Here is a 22,822-nt window from a genome sequence, read left to right as displayed (position 1 = left end):
TGATCTCGTACTAACACTATGTTTTTGGCCATTCAGAAAGTCGCCAAAAACATCTAGTGTTAGTATAGTCACACTATATGGTTTCAGCAGATTACTAAGCTTGCTGAAACCATATTGTGACTATATTGAACCCCTACATTTGATTCTGATCCCATTCCCTGTTGAACGATAGCCAAATTTGCGTTAAAATAATGTCTCGAGGTGAAAGAAATGCCTATCTATGACTATAAATGCCAGAAGTGCGGCCGGGTTTTCGAAAAATTCCTGCGCTCGCTCTCGGCCGCCGCTGCGGTCAAATGCGAAAAATGCGGCAGCGCCCGAGTGAAGAAACTGGTCTCCTGCTGCGCCATATCATCCGGGGGCAAGGCAGAGCGCGCCGGCTCTTCTAAATCGTCCCATTCCTGCGGCAGCTGTTCGAGCCACTCCTGCAGCACCTGCCATTAACCTAAAAAAAGTATTCGGTTTACGGTACACGGTTGACGGTGTACGGTAACAGCATTTTCCCGAAATATTTCGGCAAAATGCATTTAACGTAAATCGTAAACCTTTTAACTTACACCGAGTTCTCTTGTAGTTACAATTTCAGGGATTTCTTTTCTTCCCTTACGCCGTCAGCCGTATACCGTATACCGAGGTCAGCGGTCCTTGCGGCTGTAGACGATGTTGCCGGACACGATCGTATGTTCCACCGTCCCCAGCCCTTCCCAGCCCAGGAACGGGCAGTTGTTGGCCTTGGAGCGGAAATCCTTCTCCTCGATCTTGAAGCGTTTTTTCAGGTTGAGGATGGTCAGATCGGCCGGCAAGCCCGCCTTGACGCGGCCGCGGTCCTTGAGCCCGAGCACGCGGGCCGGGTTGGTGGCGAGCAGTTCGACCATGCGCGTGACGGTCAGTTGCCTGCTGCGCACCAGGCGGTCGTGGATGACCGCGAACGTGCTTTCCAGGCCGATGACCCCGAACGGGGCGAACTCGAACTCCTTGTCCTTGTCGTCGCGGGTGTGCGGGGCATGGTCCGAGGCGATGCAGTCGATGGTGCCGTCCTGGAGGCCGCGGATCAGCTCCAGGCGGTCGTTTTCGCTGCGCAGCGGCGGCTTCACCTTGTAGACGGTGTTGTAGGTCTGGACCAGCTCCTCGTTGAGCAGCAGGTGGTGCGGCGTGGCGTCGGCGCTGACCGGGGTTTTCATCCGGTGGGCGTTGCGGATCAGCTCCACCGAGCCGGCGGTGGAAATGTGGGTCAGGTGCAGCCGCGAACGGATGCGCTCCTGCAGGATCAAGTCGCGGGCCACGATCACCTCTTCGGCGGCTTTCAGGATGCCGCGCAGCCCGTACTTGTAGGAAATGAAGCCCTCGTTGACTTGGCCCTCGGCCGAGATTGAATGGTCTTCCGGGTGCTCGATGATGGGCACGTCGAGCATATTGGCGTATTCTAGGGCCTTGCGGATCAGGTCGGCTTTCATCACGCAATGGCCGTCATCGGAAAAAGCCACGGCGCCGCCCTCGACCAGGTCGGCCATCTCCACCAGGTTCTCGCCCAGCTGCCCCCTGGAGACGGCGGCGATGGGGAAAATGTTGACCAGGCCGACCCGTTTGGCGCGGGCGATGATAAATTCGGTGACCGAGCGGTTGTCGTTGACGGGCTCGGTATTGGCCATGCAGGCGATGGACGTAAAACCGCCGCGGGCGGCCGCAGCTGAGCCGCTTTCGATCGATTCCTTGTTCTCCTGCCCCGGTTCGCGCAGGTGGGTGTGCATGTCGACAAATCCCGGCGCCACGATCAGCCCGGTGGCGTCGATCGTCGGGCAGCCGCTCGATTTTTTTATGGATTTGGCGATCTCCTTGAACCTGCCGTTCTCGATCAGGATATCCATGTCGCGGTCGATGGCGCCGGCCGGGTCGACGAGGCGGCCGTTCTTAATTAAGAGCTTCATGGACGTCTCCTTTCAAAAGATAAAGCACGGCCATGCGCACGGCGATGCCGTTGGTCACCTGCTGCAGGATGACCGACTGCTCCGAGTCGGCCATCGAGGTCTCGATCTCCACGTCGCGGTTGATCGGCCCCGGGTGCATCAGGATGGCCGTTTTCTTGGCCAGCGAAAAAATGTCGCGGCTGATGGCGAAGCGGTTGCGGTATTCGCGGATGGAAGGAAAATAGTTCCTGGCGCCGCGTTCCTCCTGGACGCGCAGCATCATCACCGCGTCGGCTCCCTTGACGCCGCGGCGGATGTCGTAATAGACCTGGGCGCCCATTTTTTCAAATTCGCGCGGCACCAGCGACGGCGGGCCGATCAGGGCGATCTCGTTGCCCAATTTCTGGTGCAGGATGATGTTGGAGCGGGCCACGCGCGAGTGCAGGATGTCGCCGACGATGGCGATTTTCAGCTTGCGCAGGGTGTGGAGCCTTTGCGAGGCCGAGTGGCGGATGACGATGATGTGCGGGTTCATCGCCTCCAGGGTCAGGACGGTATCCTTGAGCGTTTCGCCTTTTTTCAGGCTCGAAACGGAGGAGTTGAAATTGATCAGGTCGGCGCTCAGGCGCTTGGCCGCGATCTCGAACGAGCTGCGGGTGCGGGTCGAGTTTTCGAAGAACAGGTTGACCACGGTCTTGCCCTTCAGGGCCGGTACCTTTTTGACCTCGCGGGTGGAGACCTCGATGAAGGCCTCGGCCGTTTCCAGTATCGTCTCGATGTCGGCGACGCTCAGTTGCTCGATGCCGAGCAGGTGGTTCTGCCGGAAGGTTTTCTCTCTCATGCTAGAATCTCGTCGGTTCCATGATCAGGACCTGGTCCTGGCCGTCGATCTCCTCCAGCATCACCTTCACCCTTTCGCGGCGCGACGTGGGCAGGTATTTCCCCTTGAAGTCGGGGCAGATGGGCATTTCGCGGTGGCCGCGGTCGATGAAGGCGGCCAGCTGCACCGATGCCGGCCGGCCCAGTTCGAAGATCGAATCCATGGCGGCGCGGATGGTGCGGCCGGTGAACACCACGTCGTCGATCAGGACAATGTCCCGGTCCTCGATGCTGAAATCGATCTGGGTTTTTTTCACCGCCGGCTGCTTCTCGTGTTTGTGCAGGTCGTCGCGGAACATGGTGATGTCGAGGATGCCCAGGGGGATGTCGATCTTTTCCAGCTCCTTGATCAGCTGCTGGATGCGGCGGGCCACGAAAACGCCCTTGGTCTGGATGCCGATCAGCACCAGGTTTTCGGCCTCGCGGTTCCGCTCCAGTATTTCCATGGCCAGGCGCAGAAAGGTGCGCTTCATCTTTTTTTCGTCCATGATCTTGGCTTTGATTTTTTCTTCCATGAATTTCTCCTTTTCCGGCATAGGCTATTATATTGAAAATCGCGCTATTTGCAAATAGGCGGGCGGTTTAGGCCAGGGCGGAGCGCAGCAGGGCGACGGCCTCGTCCAGCCGCGAGAAATCGCCTCCGCGGCCCTCGAGCAGGTTTTTCCGGCCGCCTCCCTTGCCGCCCAGCAAGGCGAACAAAGGGGCGCTGATCGTGCGCAGGTCGCCATCACCCCGGCCGCGACCGATGATGATATTTTGTTGCGGGTCTTGCGTGTAGGCCAGCACGTGCTTGCCCTGCTTCATCAGCCCCAGGACGAAAAAGCGCATTTCGGCGCTGTCCAGGCCGGTGAACTCGCGGATGACGAGGACGGCGTCGTTGGCGGCTGCGGCGACGATCTCGTTTTCCAGCTCGCGGCGCTGCGCTTTTTTCAGGGCCCGGCGCAGCCCGTCTTTTTCAGCGATCCAAGCTTCCACTTGCCCGGGAATTTCCGCCAAGGGGAGGGTGACGAGGCGCTGCAGACGTCGGGCGATCTCGTGCTTCAGCTGGTAGTCGCGTAAGGCGCGATATCCGGCCGCGTAGTAAAGGCGGATGTTGGCGCGCACGCGTTCGTTGCGGATGATCTTGAGCAAGCCTATCTCGGCGCTGTTTTTGAGATGGGTGCCGCCGCATGCCGACTGGTCCAATCCCTCTATCTCGACCACCCGTATGCGCCCCGGGCGCTTGGGGGGTTTGCGCAGGTGCAGCGAGGCAATGTCCTCGCTGAAAAAGACACGGACGGGCAGGGCGGCGAAGATCGCGGCGGCGCATTCCGCCTCCAGGGCCTTGATTTCATCTTCGCTCAGCGCCGGGCGCCCGATCTCGATTGAGGAATGCTCCGGGCCGATGGCGAAGGAGAGGGTCTGGGCGCTAAAAAGGTTAAGCATGACCTGCGAGAGCAGGTGCTGGGCGGTATGCTGCTGCATGTGGTCGTAACGGCGCGAAAAATCGAGTTGCAGCCTGACCTCGCCCGGGCCGGGATCCCGGTCCAGCACATGGATGACGTCGTCGTTTTCGCCGGCCAATGCCAGCAGCGGCAAGCCATTGATGGTCCCCAGGTCGGCGGGCTGGCCGCCGCCTTCCGGGCAGAAGATGGTGCGGTCGAGGCGGACAAAGAATTTTTGCCCGCGGCATTCGCAGCCAATGACCCGCGCCGTGCTTTCGCGGCAATAGGAGTCGGATTGATAAATTTTTTCGGTCATTTGGGCTTCTGACAAGAATAATGTTTAGCTGATATGATATTTTTTGTCAATCGCGTCAAGGGGAAAAGAATTTTGCCTTTTTCATTTTGACATTGATTTTTTTTTAATTTAAAATTAATTTTTTTCTGGGAGGTACACCCGATGAAACACGACAGACTGGAAGGCAGGCAGATACTCTGGCTGGTCCTGGCCGCCGCGCTGGTGCTGCTGGCCGCCGTCCTGCCGGCCGCCAACCAAGGCAAGTATGGTCCGGACATCTATGATCCCGGGGCCGACGTGAAAGGACAGATCGCCGCCACGGTGAAAATGGCCGGGGCGGAAAATAAAGACATCCTGCTGATGTTCGGCGGCAACTGGTGCCCCTGGTGCCACCGCTTGCATGAACTTTTTGCAGCCGATGCGGCAATTAAAAAAATCCTGGCCGAGCGCTATGTCGTGCTGCTGGTCGACATCGGCGAAAAGCCGGCAGAGCCGCTGAACCGTGACCTGGTCGACCTCTACCGGGTCAAGGATTTTGGCTACCCGGCCCTGGCGGTGCTGGACAAAGCCGGCCGCCTGCTCTGCGCCCAGTCCACCGGAGTATTAGAAAAGGACAAGGGCCACGACCCGGCCAAGGTCCTAGCTTTTTTAAAGACCCAGGTCGCCAATTGACGACCGGCCGGGTGGTCTCATAATTTCGGGCCCGCCCATGTTCGCGTATCAAAAAGACTGCCGCTTTTTCGCCCAGGCGGCCCGCGGGCTTGCCGAGTTGGCGGCCGCGGAACTGGCGGAGCTCGGCGCTTACGACATCGAGGACGGCGGCGGCGGCCTGTATTTCCGCGCCGATGCCGCCGGGCTGTACCGGGTCAATTACAGTTCGCGGCTGGTTTCGCGGGTGCTGGCACCGCTCGCCGCGTTCCCATGTCCGGCCGAGCAGGTGCTGTACGATTCCGCCCAGGCGATTGAGTGGGAAAGGATCCTTTCCCCGGAGAAAACTTTTGCCGTGTTCGCCCATGTCTCCGACAGCAAAATTTCTCACTCCCATTATGCCGTCCTGCGCCTGAAGGACGCCGTTGCCGACTATTTCCGCGCCCGCAGCGGTCGCCGCCCCGACGTGGACACCGAGCATCCCGACGTCTGGATCAACCTGGTCATTCGCCGCGACCAGGCGCTCATCAGCCTGGACACTTCCGGCGGTTCGCTGCACCGCCGCGGCTACCGCCGGCAGTCGGTCGCGGCGCCGCTGCAGGAAACGCTGGCGGCGGCCATCGTGCGCCTGAGCGGCTGGCAGGGGGAAAGGCCGCTGGTCGACCCGATGTGCGGCTCGGGGACCATCGTGACTGAGGCGTTCATGCATTATTGCCGGCTACCGGCGGCTTTTAAAAAGGACCGCTTCGGCTTTGAGCATTTGCCCGATTTTGCCGCCGCGGTCTGGCACGAGGTACGCCGCGAGTGCGATGCCGCGGTCCGGGAAATGCCCGCCGGGCTGATCCGCGGCAGCGATTCCGACCGCCCGAGCATCGATGCCGCCCGGCGCAACCTGAGCGAACTCCCGGGGAGCCGCGGCCTGGTGCTGGAGCGCAGGGATTTCCGCGACCTGCCGGAAATCCACGCTGCCACCATCATCTGCAACCCGCCCTATGGCATCCGCGTCGGTGAATTGGAACCCACGCGTTTCTTGTACAAGGAATTCGGCGATTTTCTGAAAACGCGCTGCCAGGGTTCGACCGCCTACGTTCTGTGCGGCAACCTGGATCTTATTCAGGCAATTGGTCTGAAACCCGCGCGCCGCTTCATCCTCTTCAACGGCCCAATCGAGTGCCGGCTGCTGAAAATCGAGATATACTGAAAACGACAAATCGTTTGCAATCATTTGGCCGAAACGATATATTGAATATTATAAAATAAATGTGAGAGATGAATGTAATGGATAAGAATCGGGAGCGACTAGAAGGACTGATCGGACTTTTTGAAAACAATATCCGTCAATACATGGGCGGCGGTTATGACGAAGCCAAGGCCCGGGTCGATTTCATCGACAAATTTTTCGCCCTCCTGGGCTGGGACATCGCCAACGAGCAGGGGCATTCCGAGCAGTATCGCGAAGTGACTCGCGAAGACCGTTTAGAGATTTCCGGCCGTATCAAAGCCCCCGACTATTGCTTCCGCGTCGGTGGTGTCCGGAAATTTTTCGTCGAAGCCAAAAAACCATCGGTGGATGTCAAGAATGACCTTGCTGCCGCATTCCAACTGCGGCGTTATGCCTATACGGCGAAACTGCCATTGTCGATCCTGACCGATTTCGAGGAACTCGCCATTTATGACACGCGCATCAAGCCCGATCAACGTGACAGCTCATCGGTCGGCCGCGTTTTTTACTGCGGATATAAAGATTATTTGAAAAACTGGGATTTCATTTTTGACACTTTTTCCAAGGAGGCCATCTGGAAAGGAAGTTTCGACCGCTATGTCGAGGAAAACAAGCGCAAGAAAGGGACATCGGAAGTTGACAAAGAGTTCCTTAAGCTGATCGAAAAATGGCGCGAAACCATCGCCAAGTCGATTGCCCTGCGCAATCCCGATCTATCCATTTACGAATTAAACGACTCGGTACAGAAGACCATCGACCGCATCATTTTCCTGCGTATCGCCGAAGATCGCGACATGGAAAAATACGGGCGATTGCAAACGATTTTGGAAAATAAAAAGGAAATTTACCCGCAATTGGTTTCTTTGTTCGCCCAGGCGGACGCCAAATACAATTCCGGGATTTTCGATTTCAAGACCGACCAGCTGACACCAAAACTGAAGATTGACGACAAGGTGTTCAGGGAAATTATCAAAGATTTGTATTATCCCGAATCGCCCTACGAGTTTTCCGTGCTACCGGTCGAGATTCTGGGTAATATTTACGAGCAGTTCCTGGGTAAAACCATCCATCTGACCGCCGGGCATCAAGCCAGAGTAGAGGAAAAACCTGAAGTGCGCAAGGCCGGTGGGGTCTATTACACACCAAAGTATATTGTTGATTACATTGTCAAAAACACGATAGGGGAATTACTTAAAAACAGAGATTCCGTGAAGAAAGGCGATATTGCAGAAGTTGCAATTCCACAGATCAAAACCCTTGACCCAGCTTGCGGTTCGGGATCATTCCTGATTGCTGCTTACCAATGCATGCTGGATGCGTACCTGGAATATTACTCTGGATTGAAGGGTAAAGGCACGGCACGACCTACCCCTATGGTTGAACGAGATGAAAAAATCCTGCGGCGCTCGTTGAAGGAGAACCGGATCTACTTGGTAAAGCAAAACGAATACCGGCTGACCATTGGCGAAAAGCAGCGCATCCTGCAGAAGCATATTTATGGAGTGGATATCGACCGTCAGGCGGTCGAGGTGACCAAACTTTCGTTGCTGTTGAAACTGTTGGAAGGCGAGAACCGAGAATCGACCGGATATTTGTTCAAATACTCAGACATCAAGTTGCTGCCCAACTTATCTGATAATATCAAGTGCGGTAATTCCTTGATCGGGTCTGATTTCTATGATTCCCTACAGAAGGATCTTTTCTCTGATGAGGAAGTGACGCGCCGGCTCAATGTCTTTGATTGGGAAAAGGAATTTCCTGAAGTATTTGAAAACGGCGGTTTTGATGCCGTAATCGGCAACCCGCCCTATGTGCGCCAGGAGGGGCTGGGTGAATACAAGGAATATTTATCAGCCCATTATCGGGTCTATCACGGCGTGGCCGATCTGTATGCTTATTTCATAGAAAAGGGGATGGGCCTCTTAAAGAAAAATAGTTTGTTCGGCATCATTGTGGCCAACAAGTGGATGCGGGCCGGTTACGGCGAACCGTTGCGGCGTTTTCTGAAAAGCAAGGAAATCTTGGAGATCATCGATTTCGGCGACCTGCCGGTCTTTGAAAAAGCCACGACTTACCCGTGCATTTTGCTGGTGAAGAATCACGACCGGGAAGATATCGGTAGGGACAGGTCGCGACCTGTCCCTACAATTGACGCGGTTAATATGAAAACATTGTTGTTCGGCGACTTGTCCGCCTATGTTGAGGCGAATAAATTCAAGATTGATGTAGAGCAATTGGATGATGCCGGCTGGGCGTTAGCCGGTGCCGATGCGCAGGCATTGCTGCAGAAATTGAAGACCATGGTCGAATCGCGGTGCGCAGTCACTCTGGGCGAATATGTAGATGGCAAAATTTATTATGGCATCAAAACCGGTTTGAACGAGGCCTTTGTGATAGACGAATCGACCAAAAAAAGGTTGATTAAAGAAGATCTGAAATCCAAAGAGATTATAAAGCCGTTTTTAGCGGGTAGGGATATTAAGAGATACCAACAACCGGTTAGCGATAAATACCTTATCTTTACCAGACACGGGATCGATATTAAAAAATATCCGGCCATTGAAAATTATCTATTGCCATTCAAAGACCGTTTAATGCCCAAACCCAATAACTATAAAGGCAAGGAATGGAAAGGTCGAAAGCCTGGAGCTTATCATTGGTATGAGATTCAGGACACGATTGACTACTTCAAAGAATTCGAAAAACCAAAAATCATGTGGCCAGAAATAGCGGGGGATGCAAGGTTTGCCTATGACACTCTAAATCTTTATGCAAATAATAAAACATACTTAATTGCAAAACCCGATCTTTATCTTCTAGGATTATTAAATTCTTCATTAATTCGATTTTTTATTCATAGCGTTTGCACAGATCTCCAAGGAAGTTCTTTTAATTTCTCGGCAATATTTGTTGACCGATCGCCGATTCGGACAATCAATTTTTCGAGTAAAGAAGATAAAAAAACACATGATTGTATGATTGAGATAGTGGAAACTATGCTCGATCTGCAAAAGAAATATCATGATTCACGGCTTGAGAGTGAAAGAAGCATATATAAAAAACAGATCGCTATCCTGGACCAAAAGATCGATTGCCTTGTTTATGAATTGTACGGAATAACAGAAGCGGAGATAAAAATCGTGGAGGAGAGATAATGAATTTAGTATTAAATATTGTTCAAATTATGAGTTTAATTGCTCTAGTCATATATGTAGTAAAAACTTGGCAGATCGCAAATTATAATAGAAAAATAACTAGAATACAGGCTTCATCTTCTGTTATTGTATATTTTGATTTCCCTCAACGTGGATCCATAGTTAATTTGGCAATAAAAAATATTTCAGTGGTTCCTGCACTCAATATAAAAATAGTTTTTTTTCCAGAAATAAATATTACTAAAGATAAAATCAAGTTCTCCGATTTGCCAGCATTTCGAAATGGCATATCATTTTTAGCTCCGGGACAAGAGTTAAAATTTTATCTTGATAGTTTTCCCGCTTTCATGAGTCCCGAAAAAAAGCTTGCGACTGAATATAATGTTCGTATCAATCATATTGACGGTTTAGATAGAAAAAATCATGAGAATTGGATTAAATTAGATATCAAGCAATTCTACTTTGAATGTAGTACAAATTTTAACGAAGATTTATTGAAAGAATTAGAGGAAATAAAAACTGCTTTAGTGAATATCAAACAAATTCTTCCATCATTGAATAAAAAATAGAAATTATATTATGAAGAAAAAACACAAATGGAGAGTTGGGAAAAAAGAAAATCAAAATAAATTCACATTTGTACAATATGTTCCATCTGATTGGGTAGAAAAAAAGATTATTAGAAATATTTGGATTTCTGGGTATCGAATTTTTTTAAATAGAAATAAATTACAGTTTATTGAAAAAATATTGGATTTAGATGAAATAAGATTAGTATTTTTATTTGGGAAATTTAGTTATTTAGATACAAAGGATGCTAAAATCGATTTTTTACCGGAAGGAAAATTTCGTTTTGATCAAACAAAAATTAAAAGAGCCATAAGTAATGAGGATGTTTATTTATTAATAATTACCCCTTTTGATAAAAATAGTGCAAATTGGAATGAAGCAGTTATTAAAGAAAAGGTTGATATCTATCTAGGTTTATTGATTTTATTTTTTGGAAGAAATATTGCACATGAGCTCATTTTTGAAAATGTTTATGGAATTTCTGACAATCAAGTTTCGGCTTCTGCAGCAAGGTGCGAAAATCCTTTGTTTTTCCCTTCTCCAGATTTAAATGAAGAAAAGTTTAATAATATATTTTTAGTTAATAAATTTATTCTTCAAAAACCAGAAGATGAAAAAAACAGATTTTTATTGTCTTTGCGGTGGTTTAAAAATGCAAATTTTGATTCTGGCGTTGATGCATTTCTGAAGTATTGGATTGCACTAGAAATTATTGCAATGTCTAATAATACAGATATTCAATCAATAAATCAGATTTTAGGTAAGATATATAACCTTCCCCTAGTAGGCATTCAAAAAACATTTAATATGGGAAGGTTATATGGACTGAGATCCAAAATTATTCATAATGGGAAAATTATTCCAATTCACCAAAATCTTTTAAAATATATTGAGGCTATATATAAGGATGTTTATTATTTTTTGAGTGGGATTCAACCTAAGAAGTTTTCCGAAGAAATATTAAATGACAATAGTTTCAATTTACTTGAATACATGCCAAATCTATAATTTTTCAAGGACTAAGAGATATGCAAGACTATCTCAGTTCCTGGATGCAGTTAACTCTTCGGGGCGATTTACTTTTCGAAATCGCTTTTTTGTAATCCGGCCTGGCGTAGAATGGAATGGAAAGTTCCCATGGGGATTTCGTGGCGCGGATCGGGGACAATTACTGTTTTATCGCCCTTGCGGAATTTCTTGTGGCTGCCGCGCTGGCCACTGAGCATGAACCCGTGGTGTTCAAGAACCGTGATAATCCACTTGGAAGAATAAAGCTTAGGCATGGACCCGGGTTTCGCCGAGCACCACCTCTTGAATGGAGCGAAAATCGACCGATTTTTTATTATCTTCAAAATATAATTCCAACGCCTCTTTCAAATTGGCCACAGCCACGTCGAGCGTAGTTCCGAAGCTGGAAACATCGACGTTCAAACATTGGGATACATAATATTTATCTTCCCGATAAACGACATATTTTATATTTTTCATCGATCTCTCCAAGATAATAATAATCTTAATTGGATTAATTTTCAAGCTGAAACAATCAATTTATTTTCAGGGCAGGGTGCGCAGGAAGGAACGGCGGGCGGCTTCGACCGCCAACAGGAGCAGCAGCCCCAGGGCCAGAAAGTAAGGAAACAATTCGGTGCTTTCGGAGTAATTCCTGACCTTGATCTTTGTCTTTTCCCAGCGGTCGATCTCGGCGAAGATGGTCTGCAGTGAATCGCGGTCAATGGCCCGGAAGTAAAGACCGCCGGTGGTCTTGGCGATCTCCTGCAGCAGCGCCTCGTCGATCTCGACGTTGACCATGACGTACTGGCGGCTCGCGCGGGTCGATCTCGCCGCGGTTGTTCACGCCGTCGGTGAGCAGGATGATGATCTTGGTCTTGGCTCCGGAATTCTGGATACGGTTGACCGAGGTGGCCAGGGCCATGCCCAGGGCCGTCCCGTCCTCCAGTTCGCCGAATTCCGTATCCTGCAGATAATATTTCAGCATGTCGTAATCGACGGTCAGCGGGCACTTGGTGTAGGAGGTGGCGGCGAAAATGACCAGCCCCAGGCGGTCGCTGCGGCGCTTCTCGATGAAGGCGGTAATGACTTCCTTGGCCACTTCCAGCCGGTTCTTGGGTTTGAAATCGACGGAGGCCATCGAACCGGAAATGTCCAGGGTCAGGAGGATATCCATGCCTTTCTGCTCCTCCACCTGGTAGGTATTGAGCAGCTGCGGCCGGGCCAGGGCCAGGACGAGGAGGAGCCAGGAGGCGATCTTGACGCGGTTCAGGTTTTGCAGCAGCGCCATCTTCCAGGTCTGCGGCGCCTCTGGCAACAGTTTTTTCGCGGCGAAGCTGACGTGGCGTCGGCCCGAGCGGTTCACGAAGCGGTTCCACCACGCCAGCAGCGGCCACAGGAGCAGGAGCAGCAGGTAGTATTTAGCGGCCAGTCTGAACACGGTTCGCCTCGTTTGCCAGGCTGCGTCTTTTTTTATATTTTTCGATCATTATGGCGATGCTCTGGGCCAGGGAGTCGATGGCCGAAGTCCCCGGTACTTGCTCGGCGAATTTGACCAGGTCGGCCCGGGTGAAAATGGTTTTAAAACAGGCCACCAGGTCCACGTCCTTTTCGCCGCCCCCGAGCCGGGCCATGACTTCGGTGCTGGTGAGATCGTCGGCGTTGAAGACGTAGGCGCGGTTCAGGAAGCCCTTGATGATCTCTCCCAGGCGGATGAAAAACAATTTGTGCTCACCCTTTTGGGTCAAGCGCCGCTGCCACAACTCGTTGACGCGCTGTTCCAGTTCGATCTCGGGCTCCGGCAGGACGATTTCCCCGCCGAGGGACTTCTTTCGCCATTTGCGCCTGAGCAGTAGCAGCCCAACGGCCAGCAGCAGGATCAGGCCGGCGCCGGCGGCATATTTCAACAGGTGCAGCGGGTTGCCGGGAATGGTCAGCGGCTTTTTCAAGGGCTTGATGTCCCGGTCGTCGGCGCCGAGTAGCGAACGGACCTTGATGGTGACGGCGTTGCTTTGTTCTTTTTCGATGACCGTTTTGGCGGCCAGGAGCTCGATCGTCACCGGTCCGACCGCGAACTCCCCGGTCTTGAAAAAAGCGATGGTGAGCACGTGTTCGAAGGTGCGCCAATCGGTGGTCCGGATCATCGGCTGGCTTTGGCGGCGAAGGACCTCGAAATCCCCGGCCGGCAGGGAAACCCTCATTTCATCGACGGCTTCCAGGCTGCGCGCGATCAGGCGCAGTTCCACCTGTTCGCCGACGGTCGCGGTCAGGGTGGAGGCGGTCAGGGTCACCTGGGCGGCGTCGAGCGGGCGCGCCGCAACGGCCGCCAGCAGGATGCAGAACAGGCGCAGCGCTTTCATCGGGCGAATTTGTGCCGGCGCTTCAAAAAGAGGTCGAACAGCGGCTTCTCGTAATCGGTGTCCGAGTGGATGGTAATGGCATCGATGGCGTGTTTATGGAATAAGTCATTCAACTTCTCGGAGCGGCTGCGGTTGATATCCTGGAAGGCCGAGCGGACGGTGGCGCGGCCGAAATCGGCGTTGAAATCCTCCCCGCTCTCCAGGTCCCTGAGCCGGAATATCCCGCGTCGCGGCGGCGCCAGCTCCCGGCGGTCGCGGATGGCGATGGCGATCAGGTCGTGCTTGCGGGCGGCGATTTTTAGCGCCGTGGCGAAATTGTCGTCCAGAAAATCGGAAATCAGAAAGACCACGGCTTTTTTCTTGAGCAGCGATGTCAGGTAGGCCAGGGCGCCGCCAATCGCCGTACCCCGGCCTTGCGGCTGGAATTCGCTGATGTCGCGGATCAGCCTCAGCAGATGGGTGCGGCCTTTCTTGGGCGGAATGAAAACCTCCACCCGGTCGGTGAAGATCAACAATCCGACCTTGTCGTTGTTGAGCATGGCCGTGAAAGCGATCAGGGCCGACAGCTCGACGGCAATGTCCTTTTTGCTCTTGCGCGAAGAGATGAACTGCAGCGACGCCGACAGGTCGATGGCCAGGATGATCGTCAGCTCCCTCTCTTCCACGAACTGCTTGACGAACAGCCGGCCCAGGCGCGAGGAGACGTTCCAGTCGATGAAGCGGATGTCGTCGCCGAACTGGTATTCGCGGACCTCGGAAAATTCCATGCCCCGGCCCTTGAAGGCCGAGTGGTACTGTCCGGCGAAAATGTCCCGCGCCGCTTTGCGGGAGATGATTTCCAGCTTGCGGATCTTTTTAAGCGTCTCTTCGCTGATCATGGCGCGCGGCGGTTCCGAATATCACATGGACTCGATGAGGATCTTGCCGCTGTAGCGGACGCGGAAGTTCATTGGATAGACCATTTTCATGTTCCAGACCTTGGGCATGCCTTCGCTCAGTTGCAGGTATGAGCTCTTCAGCTCCATGGGGATCTTGGCGATCAGTTCGATCCCCTCGACGGCGCTGAAATTCAGCTTGAGGTTCTTGTCGCGGCAGCCGAACTCCAGGCTGTAGTTGCTGGCCGATGTGTTCTGGATGTAAATCATGGAAACATCGAAAACCTTTTCCTCCATCGTTTCTGCTCCTCGTTCCGGGGCGCCTTTTTTTTCGAACACTAATTTTAACAGAAATCGAACCTATTCCCAACCAATGGCAGCTGTTTTTAGTAACGGTTTTACCGAGCGATCAGGATTTGTTTTGCCGCCCGCCCAGTTCTTTGTCCAGTATCCACAAACCGCCGACGTTATCCTTGATCTGGTTGAGTTTGAAGACGATCTTGGCCGCGGTGGCTTCCTCTTCCACCTGTTCTTTGATGAACCAGTGCAGCATGATCTGCGTGGGGTTGCTTTTTTCGCTGCCGGCCAAGCGGTAAAGCTCATTGATGCGGCCGGTGATATACTGTTCATGCCTGGAAACGGCTGTGAATGCCGCCAATGGCGATTTCCAGTTTTTTTCGGGTTCCTTGACAGTCAACAGGGAGATGCGGCCACCCATGTCACCCAGAAAAGCGAAAAATTTCATGGCGTGGGACATCTCTTCCTGGGCTTGCGCTTTCATCCAGACAGCGAATCCGTCCAGGTTCAAGGAATGAAAATAGGCGCCCATGGACAGATACAGATAAGCGGAAAAAATTTCTTCGTTGATTTGCCTGTTAAAGGCATCTTCAAGTTTTTTTGAAATCATCTGCGGCCTCCGAGAAGATAAGTTTAGAGAGAGGAAAGGGGCCATGGCTGAACCGTATCTCGTTTCCTGCTGGCACTGCCGGGCCGAATTCGACGCGGCGGCGGCCCCCGATTGCAGCCATGCCAGCCCGACCAAGACCTGCCCCTTCTGCCTGAAGTGCTTCTGCGATGCTTCCAAGGAGTACAAAAAAAAGTATCTGAAGAATTGCCCCAAGGAGCTGCTGGCCGAGTACACCGACAGCCGCAATTCCGCTTACATGAAGATCGGCGAGATTCTGGTCAAGGCCGGCAAGATTTCGCTGGACCAGCTGGTTACCGCCCTGGATAAGCAACGGATCGTCGGCAAAAAACTGGGTGAAGTGCTGATCATGATGTCGCTGGTCACCCCGGATGAGCTTCAGCTGTACCTGCTGAACCAGAAAAGCGTGGAAACGATCGACTTGAAGAATCTCAAGGTCGACGGCGACCTGATCCGCCAGGTCGGCAAGGACTTCTGCCTGGACCAGAAGATCGTTCCCATCGAGATCCAGGAAATCGCCGGCGGCCGCATGCTGCGTTTCGCCTTTTATTCGCTCACCGAGCTTCCCAAACTGAAAAAAAGCAGTGAACTGCAGAATTTCAAACTGATCCCCTACCTGGCCCCGAAGGAAGAAATTGAAAACCTGCTGAAAAACCTGGAGAACGCCGAGAAAGAGATAAAAATTTACACGTCGCTGGCCGGCGCCCGCCATCTCAGGTTGTTGAATTCCCTGATCAAGCAGGCGGTGCAAAACAAGGTTTCGGATGTTTTTTTCGAATGCAAGGACGGCCAGCTGAAGATTTTCTTCCGCAACGGCGAGCTGCTCTCTCCGGTTCGGCAGCCCGCCGAGGATGCGGCGGAATTTTTCGCGAAAATCAAGGAGATCTGCGGCGTCAAGGCCTCGGCCAGGAAAGTCGCCCAGGAATCCATGCTGAACCTGAACAAGAATTTAAGCCACTTGAAGATCAAGGCTTTATATTATTCGGGTTCCGACCAGGAAAACATCCGCTTCAAAATCAGCCGTCTCGATGACTTTGGCAGGAAAATCACCGACCTGCAGCTGGAGAATGATGACGTGGTCTGCTTGCGGGCCATCCTGGAAAAACCCAACGGATTGTTCATCGTGGCCGGTCCGGCCTTCAGCAGGACCAACGAAACATTGTATGCCCTGATGAACACTCTGGCAGCGGAGCGGATCGCCACCGTGGAAAACGACGTGATCCTGCGCAACGAAAGGTTTTTCCAGATTGAAAACCAGGGCAACGATGTGACCAACGCGGTATACAAGAATTTGCTTTTTTATAAGCCGGATTCGATGTTTTTATTCGACTATTTCCAGAAAAACTACGACGGCCAATTCCTGCATTTCGTGGAAATGGGGAAATTATTCATTGAACTGCAGGGTTTTTCCTACGAGGAGATCTTCGAAAAAATGGCGAATGAATACGAGGTTCCCCTCTCCTACCTGGTAGAAAATTTGCGCCTGCTGATCTTCCAACGGCAGGCGAAAATCCTTTGTCCGGCCTGCAAGGTGCCCAATCCGCGGCCGGCCCAGGAATTGTTTAAAAACAAAAAATTGAGCAACAGCTATCGGATCTTCCAGGAAAAAGGCTGCCCGAAATGCCAGTCCAGCGGCTTCAGCCGCGACGAGGTTTTTTATGAGATCTTCATCATGGACAACCAGGAGCGGTCCCAATTCAAGGAGGACGATCTGCTCGCCTTGGATAAGAAAATTTCCGAGGCCGGAAGGTTGACCATTACGCAAAAGATCATCAACCGGGTGTTGAAGGGCGAAATATCCTACCAGGAAAGCTGCCGTTTCTTCTAGCTCAGGCCCTGAAATTGTGGCTGCAATCGAGGCAGACGAATTCGCGCGGCCGCTTGCGGCTTCGCCCGCGCTGGGTTTCCTTCTTTCGCCGCCAGAGCAGGGCGGCGGCCAGCAGCATCAGCAGCGCGGCCGGAGCTGCCGTCCGGCTGAGCAGCAGAAGGATCAGGACGCCGAGCAGGGCCAGGAAGAACAGGACAACGGCCAGGATGATTTCGCTGAACGCTTGATCGCTGTCGCTGTTTTCATCATTTTCAAAAGGCAGGGTGGCGCTGGAACCGCAGGCGGGGCAGGGGGGATTGTCTCTATTGCTTGGCAAGCAGGATCCGCGTCCCCAGTGCCTGGTTGAATTCGGAAAAGAGTTTCTGGCCGTCGGCGCTCTTGAGCTGCTCGCGGAAGATATTCAGGCGCGAATCCAGCAGGTCGAGGATGTGCAGGAGATAGGCTTCCGGGGTTTTGGGGACTTCGGGGGAGCCGTATTCCTTTTCGCCGTGGTGCGAAACGATCAGGTGCTCGATGTGGGTGGCGAGGGCGAGGGGGAAGTCGGCGATGCGATTCTTCAAGTTCATGAAAATGGTCAGGCTGATGATGACGTGGCCGAGCAAGCCTCCCTCCAGCGTTGTTTCCAGGGCGGGTTGGGTCTTAAATTCGGCGGTTTTGCCGATATCGTGAAACAGGGCGCCGATCAGCAGCAATTCCTTGTCCAGGCCGTAATGGGGGGCGAGGGCCAGGATCATTTCCAGCAGCGAATAGGTGTGCTGCAGCAGGCCGCCGGCGAAGGCGTGATGAATCTTCTGGGCGCCGTAGGCCTGCTGCAGGGACGGCCCGTAATCCTCCTTGAAGAATTCGACCAGCTGGCGCAGGTGAGGATTGGTCAGGTTCGCTGCCAGCAGGGCGAACATTTGCTCCAGCAGCGCCGCGCTGTCGAAGGGCGGCGCTTCGCAGTAATCGGCCGGATCGAACTCCTTGTCGCCGGCGGCCGGAGCCTGCATGTGCGTGACGGTGATTTGTTTTTTGCCCTTGTATTCCCTGATTTCGCCGCTGATCCTGTAGATTTCCCCGGCCTGGATCAATTTGGCATAGCCGTCGACGTTGTTCCAGATCTTTGCCGGCATGCGCCCGGTCTTGTCAATCACGGTCAGGTCCAAAAAATCGTCCCCGTTCTTGGTCTTTTTTTTGACCACTTCCTGGACGCGGTAGTACCAGGTGACCTTGTCGTCGTTCTGCAAAGTGTTGATGAAGCGCGTTTTGGCCGGCGGTTTTTCGAAAAGATTCATTGGTGGCTCCTTAGCTTGATCTCGATCTTGTCGTTGGCGCGGAGATCGCTCAGCCAGGCGGAAAGCTGCTCCTCCGTTTTCAGCTGGCGCAGGTATTTTTCGATCACCGGGGCCATTTCGACCAGGGACTGCGGAACCAGGCCGAGCCGTTGCTGCGAAGGGACGTAGTCGTTGTTGTAGAAGTTTTCGATTTCGCTGAAGGGGATGGTGATCTCCATTTGGAATTTTTCCCTGAGGACTTTTTCATACAGGACTTTTTCCCTGATGAAGTTCTGGAAGTCGTTCCAGTTCATGGTAAAACCGTTCAACACGGCCAGCAATTTTTCCATGGAGCCGGCTTTTTTCAGGATCGGCGTCTGCACCTGCTCGAAATCCTCTTCGCTCAGGTTGAATTCGTCGCTGAATTCCAGGGAGATGACCTTGTAGTTGATCAGGTCGGAAAGCACCCTGAAATAGATGTTCTCCTCGGTTTCATTTTTTTGGCTAAGCACGGGATACAGGGCGATCGCCCGTTCGATGTCGTGGATGGTGATGATTTCATCGTTGACGACGGCGGCGATCTTGTCGATCAGGATCGGGCCCGGTTGCAGCAGGACGAACAATGAAAACAGGGCCTTAACGATCATGGGCCATCCTCGTGGACGCTCCGCCATGGCCGGACGCGCTTTTCATGTGCCTATGGTAGCAAAATATGGGCATTGACGCAACGTGGCGCCGTTCATTTTCGGGCGGGCGTTGACTCTTGCCAGGCCGCCGAACATGGTCTACAATCTCGGAGACATTTCACGGCTGGGGAGGTCATGGCAATGAAAAAGCATCTGTTCGCCGTCTGGTTCCAGCAGGTTCGCGGACCGTTTTTATCCCTGGCAGTCGTGTTGACCCTGATCGGCATCGCCAGCGCCCACTGGCATGGTTTTGACCATATCGGCCATTCCCTGCTGTTGACGGCCGGGGTGATTCTGGCGCATGCGGCCGTGAATCTTTTCAACGAGCTGTCCGATTACAAAAGCAAAATCGATGAGCATACCATCCGCACCCCTTTCAGCGGCGGCAGCGGCATGCTGCAGTCGGGCCGGACAACGGCTGTCCAGGTGACTTGGGCGGCAACCATCGCCCTGCTGGCGGCCGGCGCCATCGGCTTATATTTCTGCCTGGTCAGCGGCTGGCCGATCTTGATTCTCATGGTCTGCGGAGCCCTGGCCGCCCGTTTTTACACCTCGCACCTGGCCAGATGGTTCATCGGCGAAATTGTCAGCGGTTTGACCCTGGGCAGTTTCGTGGTTATCGGCGCCCATTACGCGCTGACCAGCTTCATGACCACGGATATCATCTATGTCGCCCTGGTTCCCGGGCTGTTGACGGCGCTGCTGCTTTTTTTGAATGAATTTCCCGATGTGGAAGCCGACCGTTCGGGCGGACGACGCCATCTGGTGATCCTTCTCGGCCGGAAAAAGGCGGCCCTGATCTATGCCGGGGCGGTGTTCCTGCTCTATGCCCTGATCGCCGCCGGCCCTTTTGTGGAAAATATCCCCTATGCGGAGCTGATCGCCCTGGCCACGCTGCCGCTGGGCGTCGCCGCCGTCTTCCTGACCCTGAAGTATCACGACCAACCCGACTGCTTGCTTCCGGCACAGGGGCTGAACGTGGCCATGGTGCTCCTGACCGACCTGCTGCTGGCCATCGCTTATTTTTTATAGGGGGGGAAAATAGCGGTCTCTCCTCATTTATAAACCTTTTTGCCTTTTCATACGTCTATATAATTGTTACACGGTCATTCCATTTTACCAGGAGAGGGGATACGTATGAGAAAATTGCACCTTTTATCCATCCTGATAGTTTTTAGCGCTCTTCTCTCCGCCGAGCAGGCCGCGCCGGCCTCCAGCCGAAACGTGCGGGCCCGGCGGTCCGAGGAGATCATCCGCGTCGACGGTTTACTGAGCGAATCGGTTTGGCAGGGGGCGGGAGCCGGCGATTTCATCCAGCGCAATCCGCTGGACGGCAAGCCGGCGACCGAACGGACCGAGGTCTGGGTCGCCTATGACGACAAGGCGGTTTACGTGGCCGCCCGGCTGTATGACGCCGAGCCGGGAAAGATCGTCCGTTTGCTCGGTCGCCGCGACGACAATCTGGATTCCGACTGGTTCACTTTCGCCGTCGATCCTTATTTCGACCGGCGCAGCGGCTATTCCTTCAGCGTCAATCCGGCCGGTTCGATCATCGACAGGACCCTGTACAACGACGAGTGGGACGACAGCACCTGGGACGGGGTATGGGAGGGCGCGGCTAAAATCGACGGTCAGGGCTGGACGGTGGAGATGCGCATCCCCTATGACCAGCTGCGCTTCCCGGCCAGAGACGAATACCTGTGGGGGGTCAATTTCAAGCGCGTCATCCAGCGCAAGAACGAGCTGGACTACTTCGCCTGGGTGCCCAAGGAAGAGAACGGTTTTGTGTCACGCTTCGCCTCCCTGACCGGCATCCGCGGCATCCGCCCCGGCCGTCATTTCGAGGCCATCCCCTACACGCTGGGCAAGCTGGCCTTCAGCCCCGGCGAGGCGGGGAACCCGTTCCGCACCGGCAGCGACCAGTTCGCCAGCCTCGGTCTGGACCTGAAATACGGCTTGCAGGGCAATTTGACCCTCGACCTCACGCTCAACCCCGATTTCGGCCAGGTCGAGGTCGACCCCGCCGAGGTCAACCTTTCGGTTTTTGAAACCTACTACTCGGAGAAGCGCCCGTTCTTCATCGAGGGTTCGAACACCTTCGCCTTCGGCTACGGCGGCGCCAACAGCAACTTTGGATTCAACTGGATGAATCCCGAACTCTTTTACAGCCGCCGCATCGGCCAGGCGCCGCGGGGCTCGGTCAGCGGCGATTTTTACGCCGACTACCCGGAGATGACCACCATCCTGGGGGCGGCCAAGCTGAGCGGGAAGGTGGCCGGAAACTGGAACGTCGGCTTCCTGGACGCCGTGACCGCGCGCGAGTATGCCGACGTAGACGACAACGGCGATCGTTTCCGCCAGGAGGTCGAGCCGTTCAGCGACTATACCGTGCTGCGCGCCCAGAAGGATTTCAACCAGGGGCGGCAGGGGCTGGGGTTCATCGCCACCGGCGTCTTTCGCGATCTGGATGACGAGGGGTTGCAGACGATCCTGGGTCGGCAGGCGCTGGCCCTCGGGGCCGACGGCTGGCTGCAGCTGGGCAAGGAGCGCAAATGGGCCCTGACCGGCTGGCTGGGGGCAACGCGGGTCGAGGGCAGTCCGGAATACATCTTCAGTTTGCAGCGGTCGGCGCGGCACTACTACCAGCGCCCCGACGCCGACTACCTGGCGCTGGATTCCTCGGCCACTTCGATGACGGGCTGGGCCGGACGCATCGCCCTGAACCACCAAAAAGGGAACCTGATCGTCAACGCCTCCCTGGGCGCCATCTCCCCCGGCTTCGAAGCGAACGACCTGGGCTACCAGTGGCGGGGCGATTACATCAACTCCCACCTGGTCGTCGGCTACACCTGGCTCCACCCGGGCAAGGTCTTTCGCAATGCCCAGGTCATGGGGGCCATGGCGCGCGGCTGGGACTTCGGCAACAACGCCATCATGGAGAACTATTTCCTTTTTTGTTACGGAGATTTTTTGAACTACTGGGGCGGCGGCATCCAGATCGGCGCCCTCGCCGCCAGCTACGACAAGGAGGCGACGCGCGGCGGGCCGCTGCTGCGCCTGCCCCCGGGGCAGTGGATCGATTTCCAGCTGTACAGCGACAGCCGCAAGGCATTGGTGTTTTCCCTGAACGGCGAGATCGCCAACCGTCGCGACGGCAGCGGCATCGATTGGGAGATGGGCACGGAGCTGCGCTGGAAGCCGCGCAGCAACGTCTCGCTCTCCATCAATCCCCAGTTCGAGGCCGTCCACACCCCGCGCCAGTGGGTGGCCAACATCGACGACCCGCTGATGACCGCCACCTTTGGCCGCCGCTATATGTTCGCCAGCATGGACGAGAAGATCCTTTCGGCCGAGATCCGCCTGAACTGGATCTTCTCGCCGAAAATCAGCCTCCAGGTTTTCCTGCAGCCGCTGATCGCCGTCGGCGCCTACAGCCGCTTCAAGGAGCTGGCCCGGCCGGCATCCAATGCGTACAACTTTTACGGGGAAAACGGCTCGATCATTGTCGGCAGCGGCGATGGCTACACTGTCGATCCCGACGGCCATGGCCCCGCTCCCGAGTTCACCTTCGCTGACCCCGACTTCAACTTCAAGTCGCTGCGCGGCACGGTGGTCTTCCGCTGGGAGTACCGGCCCGGTTCGACCCTCTATTTCGTCTGGACGCAGAACCGCCAGGACTACGCCAACCCCGGTGAATTCAATTTCGGCCGCGACCTCACCGACCTGGTCTCGGCCGAGGGCGACAACATCTTCATGCTCAAGGCCACCTACCGCTTCAACCTCTAGCCTC

General features: G+C 54.1%; 24 protein-coding genes. 9 read left to right on the top strand and 15 right to left on the bottom strand.

Annotated features, from left to right (window positions below; genetic code table 11):
• Nucleotides 1–210: 210 nt before the first annotated feature.
• A complete protein-coding gene (locus tag NTW95_11660) occupies nt 211–444 on the top strand; it encodes a zinc ribbon domain-containing protein (GenBank protein MCX6558061.1) in 234 nt (77 codons plus the stop codon).
• 191 nt (nt 445–635) lie between these two features.
• Here the strand turns inward: NTW95_11660 and NTW95_11655 are convergent, their stop codons facing one another.
• From NTW95_11655 to NTW95_11640, 4 genes are all read right to left on the bottom strand, one after another.
• A complete protein-coding gene (locus NTW95_11655; protein MCX6558060.1) occupies nt 636–1,925 on the bottom strand; it encodes a dihydroorotase in 1,290 nt (429 codons plus the stop codon).
• The gene (locus NTW95_11650) at nt 1,909–2,745 is read right to left on the bottom strand and encodes an aspartate carbamoyltransferase catalytic subunit (protein ID MCX6558059.1); all 837 of its coding nucleotides are present in this window, start codon (nt 2,743–2,745) and stop codon (nt 1,909–1,911) included. The genes NTW95_11655 and NTW95_11650 overlap by 17 nt, the downstream gene beginning before the upstream one ends.
• Before the next feature lies 1 nt (nt 2,746).
• Nucleotides 2,747–3,298: a bifunctional pyr operon transcriptional regulator/uracil phosphoribosyltransferase PyrR gene (pyrR, locus tag NTW95_11645; GenBank protein ID MCX6558058.1), complete on the bottom strand. Its 552-nt coding sequence runs from the start codon at nt 3,296–3,298 to the stop codon at nt 2,747–2,749.
• Nucleotides 3,299–3,365: 67 nt separating this feature from the next.
• Nucleotides 3,366–4,523 carry an alanyl-tRNA editing protein gene (locus NTW95_11640; GenBank protein ID MCX6558057.1) on the bottom strand — a complete coding sequence of 386 codons (1,158 nt, stop codon included), beginning with the start codon at nt 4,521–4,523 and terminating at the stop codon, nt 3,366–3,368.
• Nucleotides 4,524–4,664: 141 nt separating this feature from the next.
• Between NTW95_11640 and NTW95_11635 the strand changes: the two genes are divergently transcribed.
• The 5 genes from NTW95_11635 to NTW95_11615 all read left to right on the top strand — a co-directional run bounded on the left by NTW95_11635 (nt 4,665) and on the right by NTW95_11615 (nt 11,105).
• Nucleotides 4,665–5,174, top strand: coding sequence for a thioredoxin family protein (locus NTW95_11635; protein ID MCX6558056.1), 510 nt, complete (start codon nt 4,665–4,667; stop codon nt 5,172–5,174).
• Nucleotides 5,175–5,211: 37 nt separating this feature from the next.
• Nucleotides 5,212–6,351 (top strand): THUMP domain-containing protein, encoded by a 1,140-nt coding sequence (locus NTW95_11630; protein ID MCX6558055.1) that lies wholly within the window; start codon nt 5,212–5,214, stop codon nt 6,349–6,351.
• Between the two features lie 77 nt (nt 6,352–6,428).
• Nucleotides 6,429–9,527 (top strand): Eco57I restriction-modification methylase domain-containing protein, encoded by a 3,099-nt coding sequence (locus NTW95_11625; GenBank protein ID MCX6558054.1) that lies wholly within the window; start codon nt 6,429–6,431, stop codon nt 9,525–9,527.
• Nucleotides 9,527–10,096, top strand: a complete 570-nt coding sequence (locus NTW95_11620) for a hypothetical protein (protein ID MCX6558053.1) — start codon at nt 9,527–9,529, stop codon at nt 10,094–10,096. The genes NTW95_11625 and NTW95_11620 overlap by 1 nt, the downstream gene beginning before the upstream one ends.
• Nucleotides 10,097–10,106: 10 nt before the next feature.
• The gene (locus NTW95_11615) at nt 10,107–11,105 is read left to right on the top strand and encodes a HEPN domain-containing protein (GenBank protein MCX6558052.1); all 999 of its coding nucleotides are present in this window, start codon (nt 10,107–10,109) and stop codon (nt 11,103–11,105) included.
• 68 nt (nt 11,106–11,173) lie between these two features.
• Here the strand turns inward: NTW95_11615 and NTW95_11610 are convergent, their stop codons facing one another.
• The 8 genes from NTW95_11610 to NTW95_11575 all read right to left on the bottom strand — a co-directional run bounded on the left by NTW95_11610 (nt 11,174) and on the right by NTW95_11575 (nt 15,247).
• Nucleotides 11,174–11,380, bottom strand: a complete 207-nt coding sequence (locus NTW95_11610; GenBank protein ID MCX6558051.1) for a type II toxin-antitoxin system HicA family toxin — start codon at nt 11,378–11,380, stop codon at nt 11,174–11,176.
• Complete coding sequence (locus tag NTW95_11605; protein MCX6558050.1) at nt 11,373–11,585, bottom strand: type II toxin-antitoxin system HicB family antitoxin; 213 nt, start codon at nt 11,583–11,585, stop codon at nt 11,373–11,375. Before NTW95_11605 ends, NTW95_11610 begins: the two co-directional genes overlap by 8 nt.
• 66 nt (nt 11,586–11,651) lie before the next feature.
• Entirely contained in the window at nt 11,652–11,906 is a 255-nt protein-coding gene (locus NTW95_11600; protein MCX6558049.1) for a hypothetical protein, read from the bottom strand.
• Complete coding sequence (locus NTW95_11595) at nt 11,827–12,546, bottom strand: VWA domain-containing protein (protein MCX6558048.1); 720 nt, start codon at nt 12,544–12,546, stop codon at nt 11,827–11,829. Before NTW95_11595 ends, NTW95_11600 begins: the two co-directional genes overlap by 80 nt.
• Nucleotides 12,527–13,465, bottom strand: a complete 939-nt coding sequence (locus tag NTW95_11590) for a BatD family protein (protein MCX6558047.1) — start codon at nt 13,463–13,465, stop codon at nt 12,527–12,529. Before NTW95_11590 ends, NTW95_11595 begins: the two co-directional genes overlap by 20 nt.
• Nucleotides 13,462–14,343, bottom strand: coding sequence for a DUF58 domain-containing protein (locus tag NTW95_11585; protein MCX6558046.1), 882 nt, complete (start codon nt 14,341–14,343; stop codon nt 13,462–13,464). Before NTW95_11585 ends, NTW95_11590 begins: the two co-directional genes overlap by 4 nt.
• 21 nt (nt 14,344–14,364) lie before the next feature.
• Nucleotides 14,365–14,637 carry a hypothetical protein gene (locus NTW95_11580; GenBank protein MCX6558045.1) on the bottom strand — a complete coding sequence of 91 codons (273 nt, stop codon included), beginning with the start codon at nt 14,635–14,637 and terminating at the stop codon, nt 14,365–14,367.
• Nucleotides 14,638–14,749: 112 nt separating this feature from the next.
• On the bottom strand, nt 14,750–15,247 hold the full coding sequence (locus NTW95_11575; GenBank protein ID MCX6558044.1) for a ferritin: 498 nt from the start codon (nt 15,245–15,247) through the stop codon (nt 14,750–14,752).
• A 43-nt stretch (nt 15,248–15,290) separates the two neighbouring features.
• Here NTW95_11575 and NTW95_11570 point away from each other — a divergent pair, with 43 nt between their 5' ends.
• Nucleotides 15,291–17,093 carry an ATPase, T2SS/T4P/T4SS family gene (locus tag NTW95_11570; protein ID MCX6558043.1) on the top strand — a complete coding sequence of 601 codons (1,803 nt, stop codon included), beginning with the start codon at nt 15,291–15,293 and terminating at the stop codon, nt 17,091–17,093.
• 1 nt (nt 17,094) lies between these two features.
• Here NTW95_11570 and NTW95_11565 read toward each other — a convergent pair whose 3' ends face one another.
• From NTW95_11565 to NTW95_11555, 3 genes are read right to left on the bottom strand one after another with little or no spacing between them, the layout of a single operon-like run.
• A complete protein-coding gene (locus NTW95_11565; GenBank protein MCX6558042.1) occupies nt 17,095–17,409 on the bottom strand; it encodes a hypothetical protein in 315 nt (104 codons plus the stop codon).
• Nucleotides 17,396–18,367 carry an HD domain-containing protein gene (locus NTW95_11560; GenBank protein MCX6558041.1) on the bottom strand — a complete coding sequence of 324 codons (972 nt, stop codon included), beginning with the start codon at nt 18,365–18,367 and terminating at the stop codon, nt 17,396–17,398. Before NTW95_11560 ends, NTW95_11565 begins: the two co-directional genes overlap by 14 nt.
• On the bottom strand, nt 18,364–18,993 hold the full coding sequence (locus tag NTW95_11555) for a hypothetical protein (GenBank protein MCX6558040.1): 630 nt from the start codon (nt 18,991–18,993) through the stop codon (nt 18,364–18,366). The genes NTW95_11560 and NTW95_11555 overlap by 4 nt, the downstream gene beginning before the upstream one ends.
• 180 nt (nt 18,994–19,173) lie before the next feature.
• Between NTW95_11555 and NTW95_11550 the strand changes: the two genes are divergently transcribed.
• Both NTW95_11550 and NTW95_11545 read left to right on the top strand, forming a co-directional pair.
• Nucleotides 19,174–20,064, top strand: a complete 891-nt coding sequence (locus NTW95_11550) for a prenyltransferase (protein ID MCX6558039.1) — start codon at nt 19,174–19,176, stop codon at nt 20,062–20,064.
• Nucleotides 20,065–20,169: 105 nt separating this feature from the next.
• A complete protein-coding gene (locus NTW95_11545) occupies nt 20,170–22,818 on the top strand; it encodes a DUF5916 domain-containing protein (protein ID MCX6558038.1) in 2,649 nt (882 codons plus the stop codon).
• The last annotated feature ends 4 nt before the right edge of the window (nt 22,819–22,822 follow it).

Source organism: Candidatus Aminicenantes bacterium, from assembly GCA_026393795.1.
Lineage (GTDB): Bacteria > Acidobacteriota > Aminicenantia > UBA2199 > UBA2199 > UBA2199.
The sequence above is the reverse complement of the archived record's forward strand: the minus strand, read 5'-3'. Positions and strand labels throughout refer to the sequence as shown.

Excerpts from the sequence above, each read along its gene's own strand:
- NTW95_11590 (MCX6558047.1), bottom strand. The coding sequence starts at position 13,465 with ATGAAAGCGCTGCGCCTGTTCTGCATCCTGCTGGCGGCCGTTGCGGCG.
- NTW95_11650 (MCX6558059.1), bottom strand. The coding sequence starts at position 2,745 with ATGAGAGAGAAAACCTTCCGGCAGAACCACCTGCTCGGCATCGAGCAA.
- NTW95_11550 (MCX6558039.1), top strand. The coding sequence starts at position 19,174 with ATGAAAAAGCATCTGTTCGCCGTCTGGTTCCAGCAGGTTCGCGGACCG.
- NTW95_11575 (MCX6558044.1), bottom strand. The coding sequence starts at position 15,247 with ATGATTTCAAAAAAACTTGAAGATGCCTTTAACAGGCAAATCAACGAA.
- NTW95_11615 (MCX6558052.1), top strand. The coding sequence starts at position 10,107 with ATGAAGAAAAAACACAAATGGAGAGTTGGGAAAAAAGAAAATCAAAAT.
- NTW95_11600 (MCX6558049.1), bottom strand. The coding sequence starts at position 11,906 with ATGGTCAACGTCGAGATCGACGAGGCGCTGCTGCAGGAGATCGCCAAG.
- NTW95_11585 (MCX6558046.1), bottom strand. The coding sequence starts at position 14,343 with ATGATCAGCGAAGAGACGCTTAAAAAGATCCGCAAGCTGGAAATCATC.
- NTW95_11570 (MCX6558043.1), top strand. The coding sequence starts at position 15,291 with ATGGCTGAACCGTATCTCGTTTCCTGCTGGCACTGCCGGGCCGAATTC.
- NTW95_11555 (MCX6558040.1), bottom strand. The coding sequence starts at position 18,993 with ATGATCGTTAAGGCCCTGTTTTCATTGTTCGTCCTGCTGCAACCGGGC.
- NTW95_11660 (MCX6558061.1), top strand. The coding sequence starts at position 211 with ATGCCTATCTATGACTATAAATGCCAGAAGTGCGGCCGGGTTTTCGAA.
- NTW95_11620 (MCX6558053.1), top strand. The coding sequence starts at position 9,527 with ATGAATTTAGTATTAAATATTGTTCAAATTATGAGTTTAATTGCTCTA.
- NTW95_11545 (MCX6558038.1), top strand. The coding sequence starts at position 20,170 with ATGAGAAAATTGCACCTTTTATCCATCCTGATAGTTTTTAGCGCTCTT.
- NTW95_11655 (MCX6558060.1), bottom strand. The coding sequence starts at position 1,925 with ATGAAGCTCTTAATTAAGAACGGCCGCCTCGTCGACCCGGCCGGCGCC.
- NTW95_11610 (MCX6558051.1), bottom strand. The coding sequence starts at position 11,380 with ATGCCTAAGCTTTATTCTTCCAAGTGGATTATCACGGTTCTTGAACAC.
- NTW95_11560 (MCX6558041.1), bottom strand. The coding sequence starts at position 18,367 with ATGAATCTTTTCGAAAAACCGCCGGCCAAAACGCGCTTCATCAACACT.
- NTW95_11640 (MCX6558057.1), bottom strand. The coding sequence starts at position 4,523 with ATGACCGAAAAAATTTATCAATCCGACTCCTATTGCCGCGAAAGCACG.
- NTW95_11605 (MCX6558050.1), bottom strand. The coding sequence starts at position 11,585 with ATGAAAAATATAAAATATGTCGTTTATCGGGAAGATAAATATTATGTA.
- NTW95_11625 (MCX6558054.1), top strand. The coding sequence starts at position 6,429 with ATGGATAAGAATCGGGAGCGACTAGAAGGACTGATCGGACTTTTTGAA.
- NTW95_11630 (MCX6558055.1), top strand. The coding sequence starts at position 5,212 with ATGTTCGCGTATCAAAAAGACTGCCGCTTTTTCGCCCAGGCGGCCCGC.
- pyrR (MCX6558058.1), bottom strand. The coding sequence starts at position 3,298 with ATGGAAGAAAAAATCAAAGCCAAGATCATGGACGAAAAAAAGATGAAG.
- NTW95_11580 (MCX6558045.1), bottom strand. The coding sequence starts at position 14,637 with ATGGAGGAAAAGGTTTTCGATGTTTCCATGATTTACATCCAGAACACA.
- NTW95_11635 (MCX6558056.1), top strand. The coding sequence starts at position 4,665 with ATGAAACACGACAGACTGGAAGGCAGGCAGATACTCTGGCTGGTCCTG.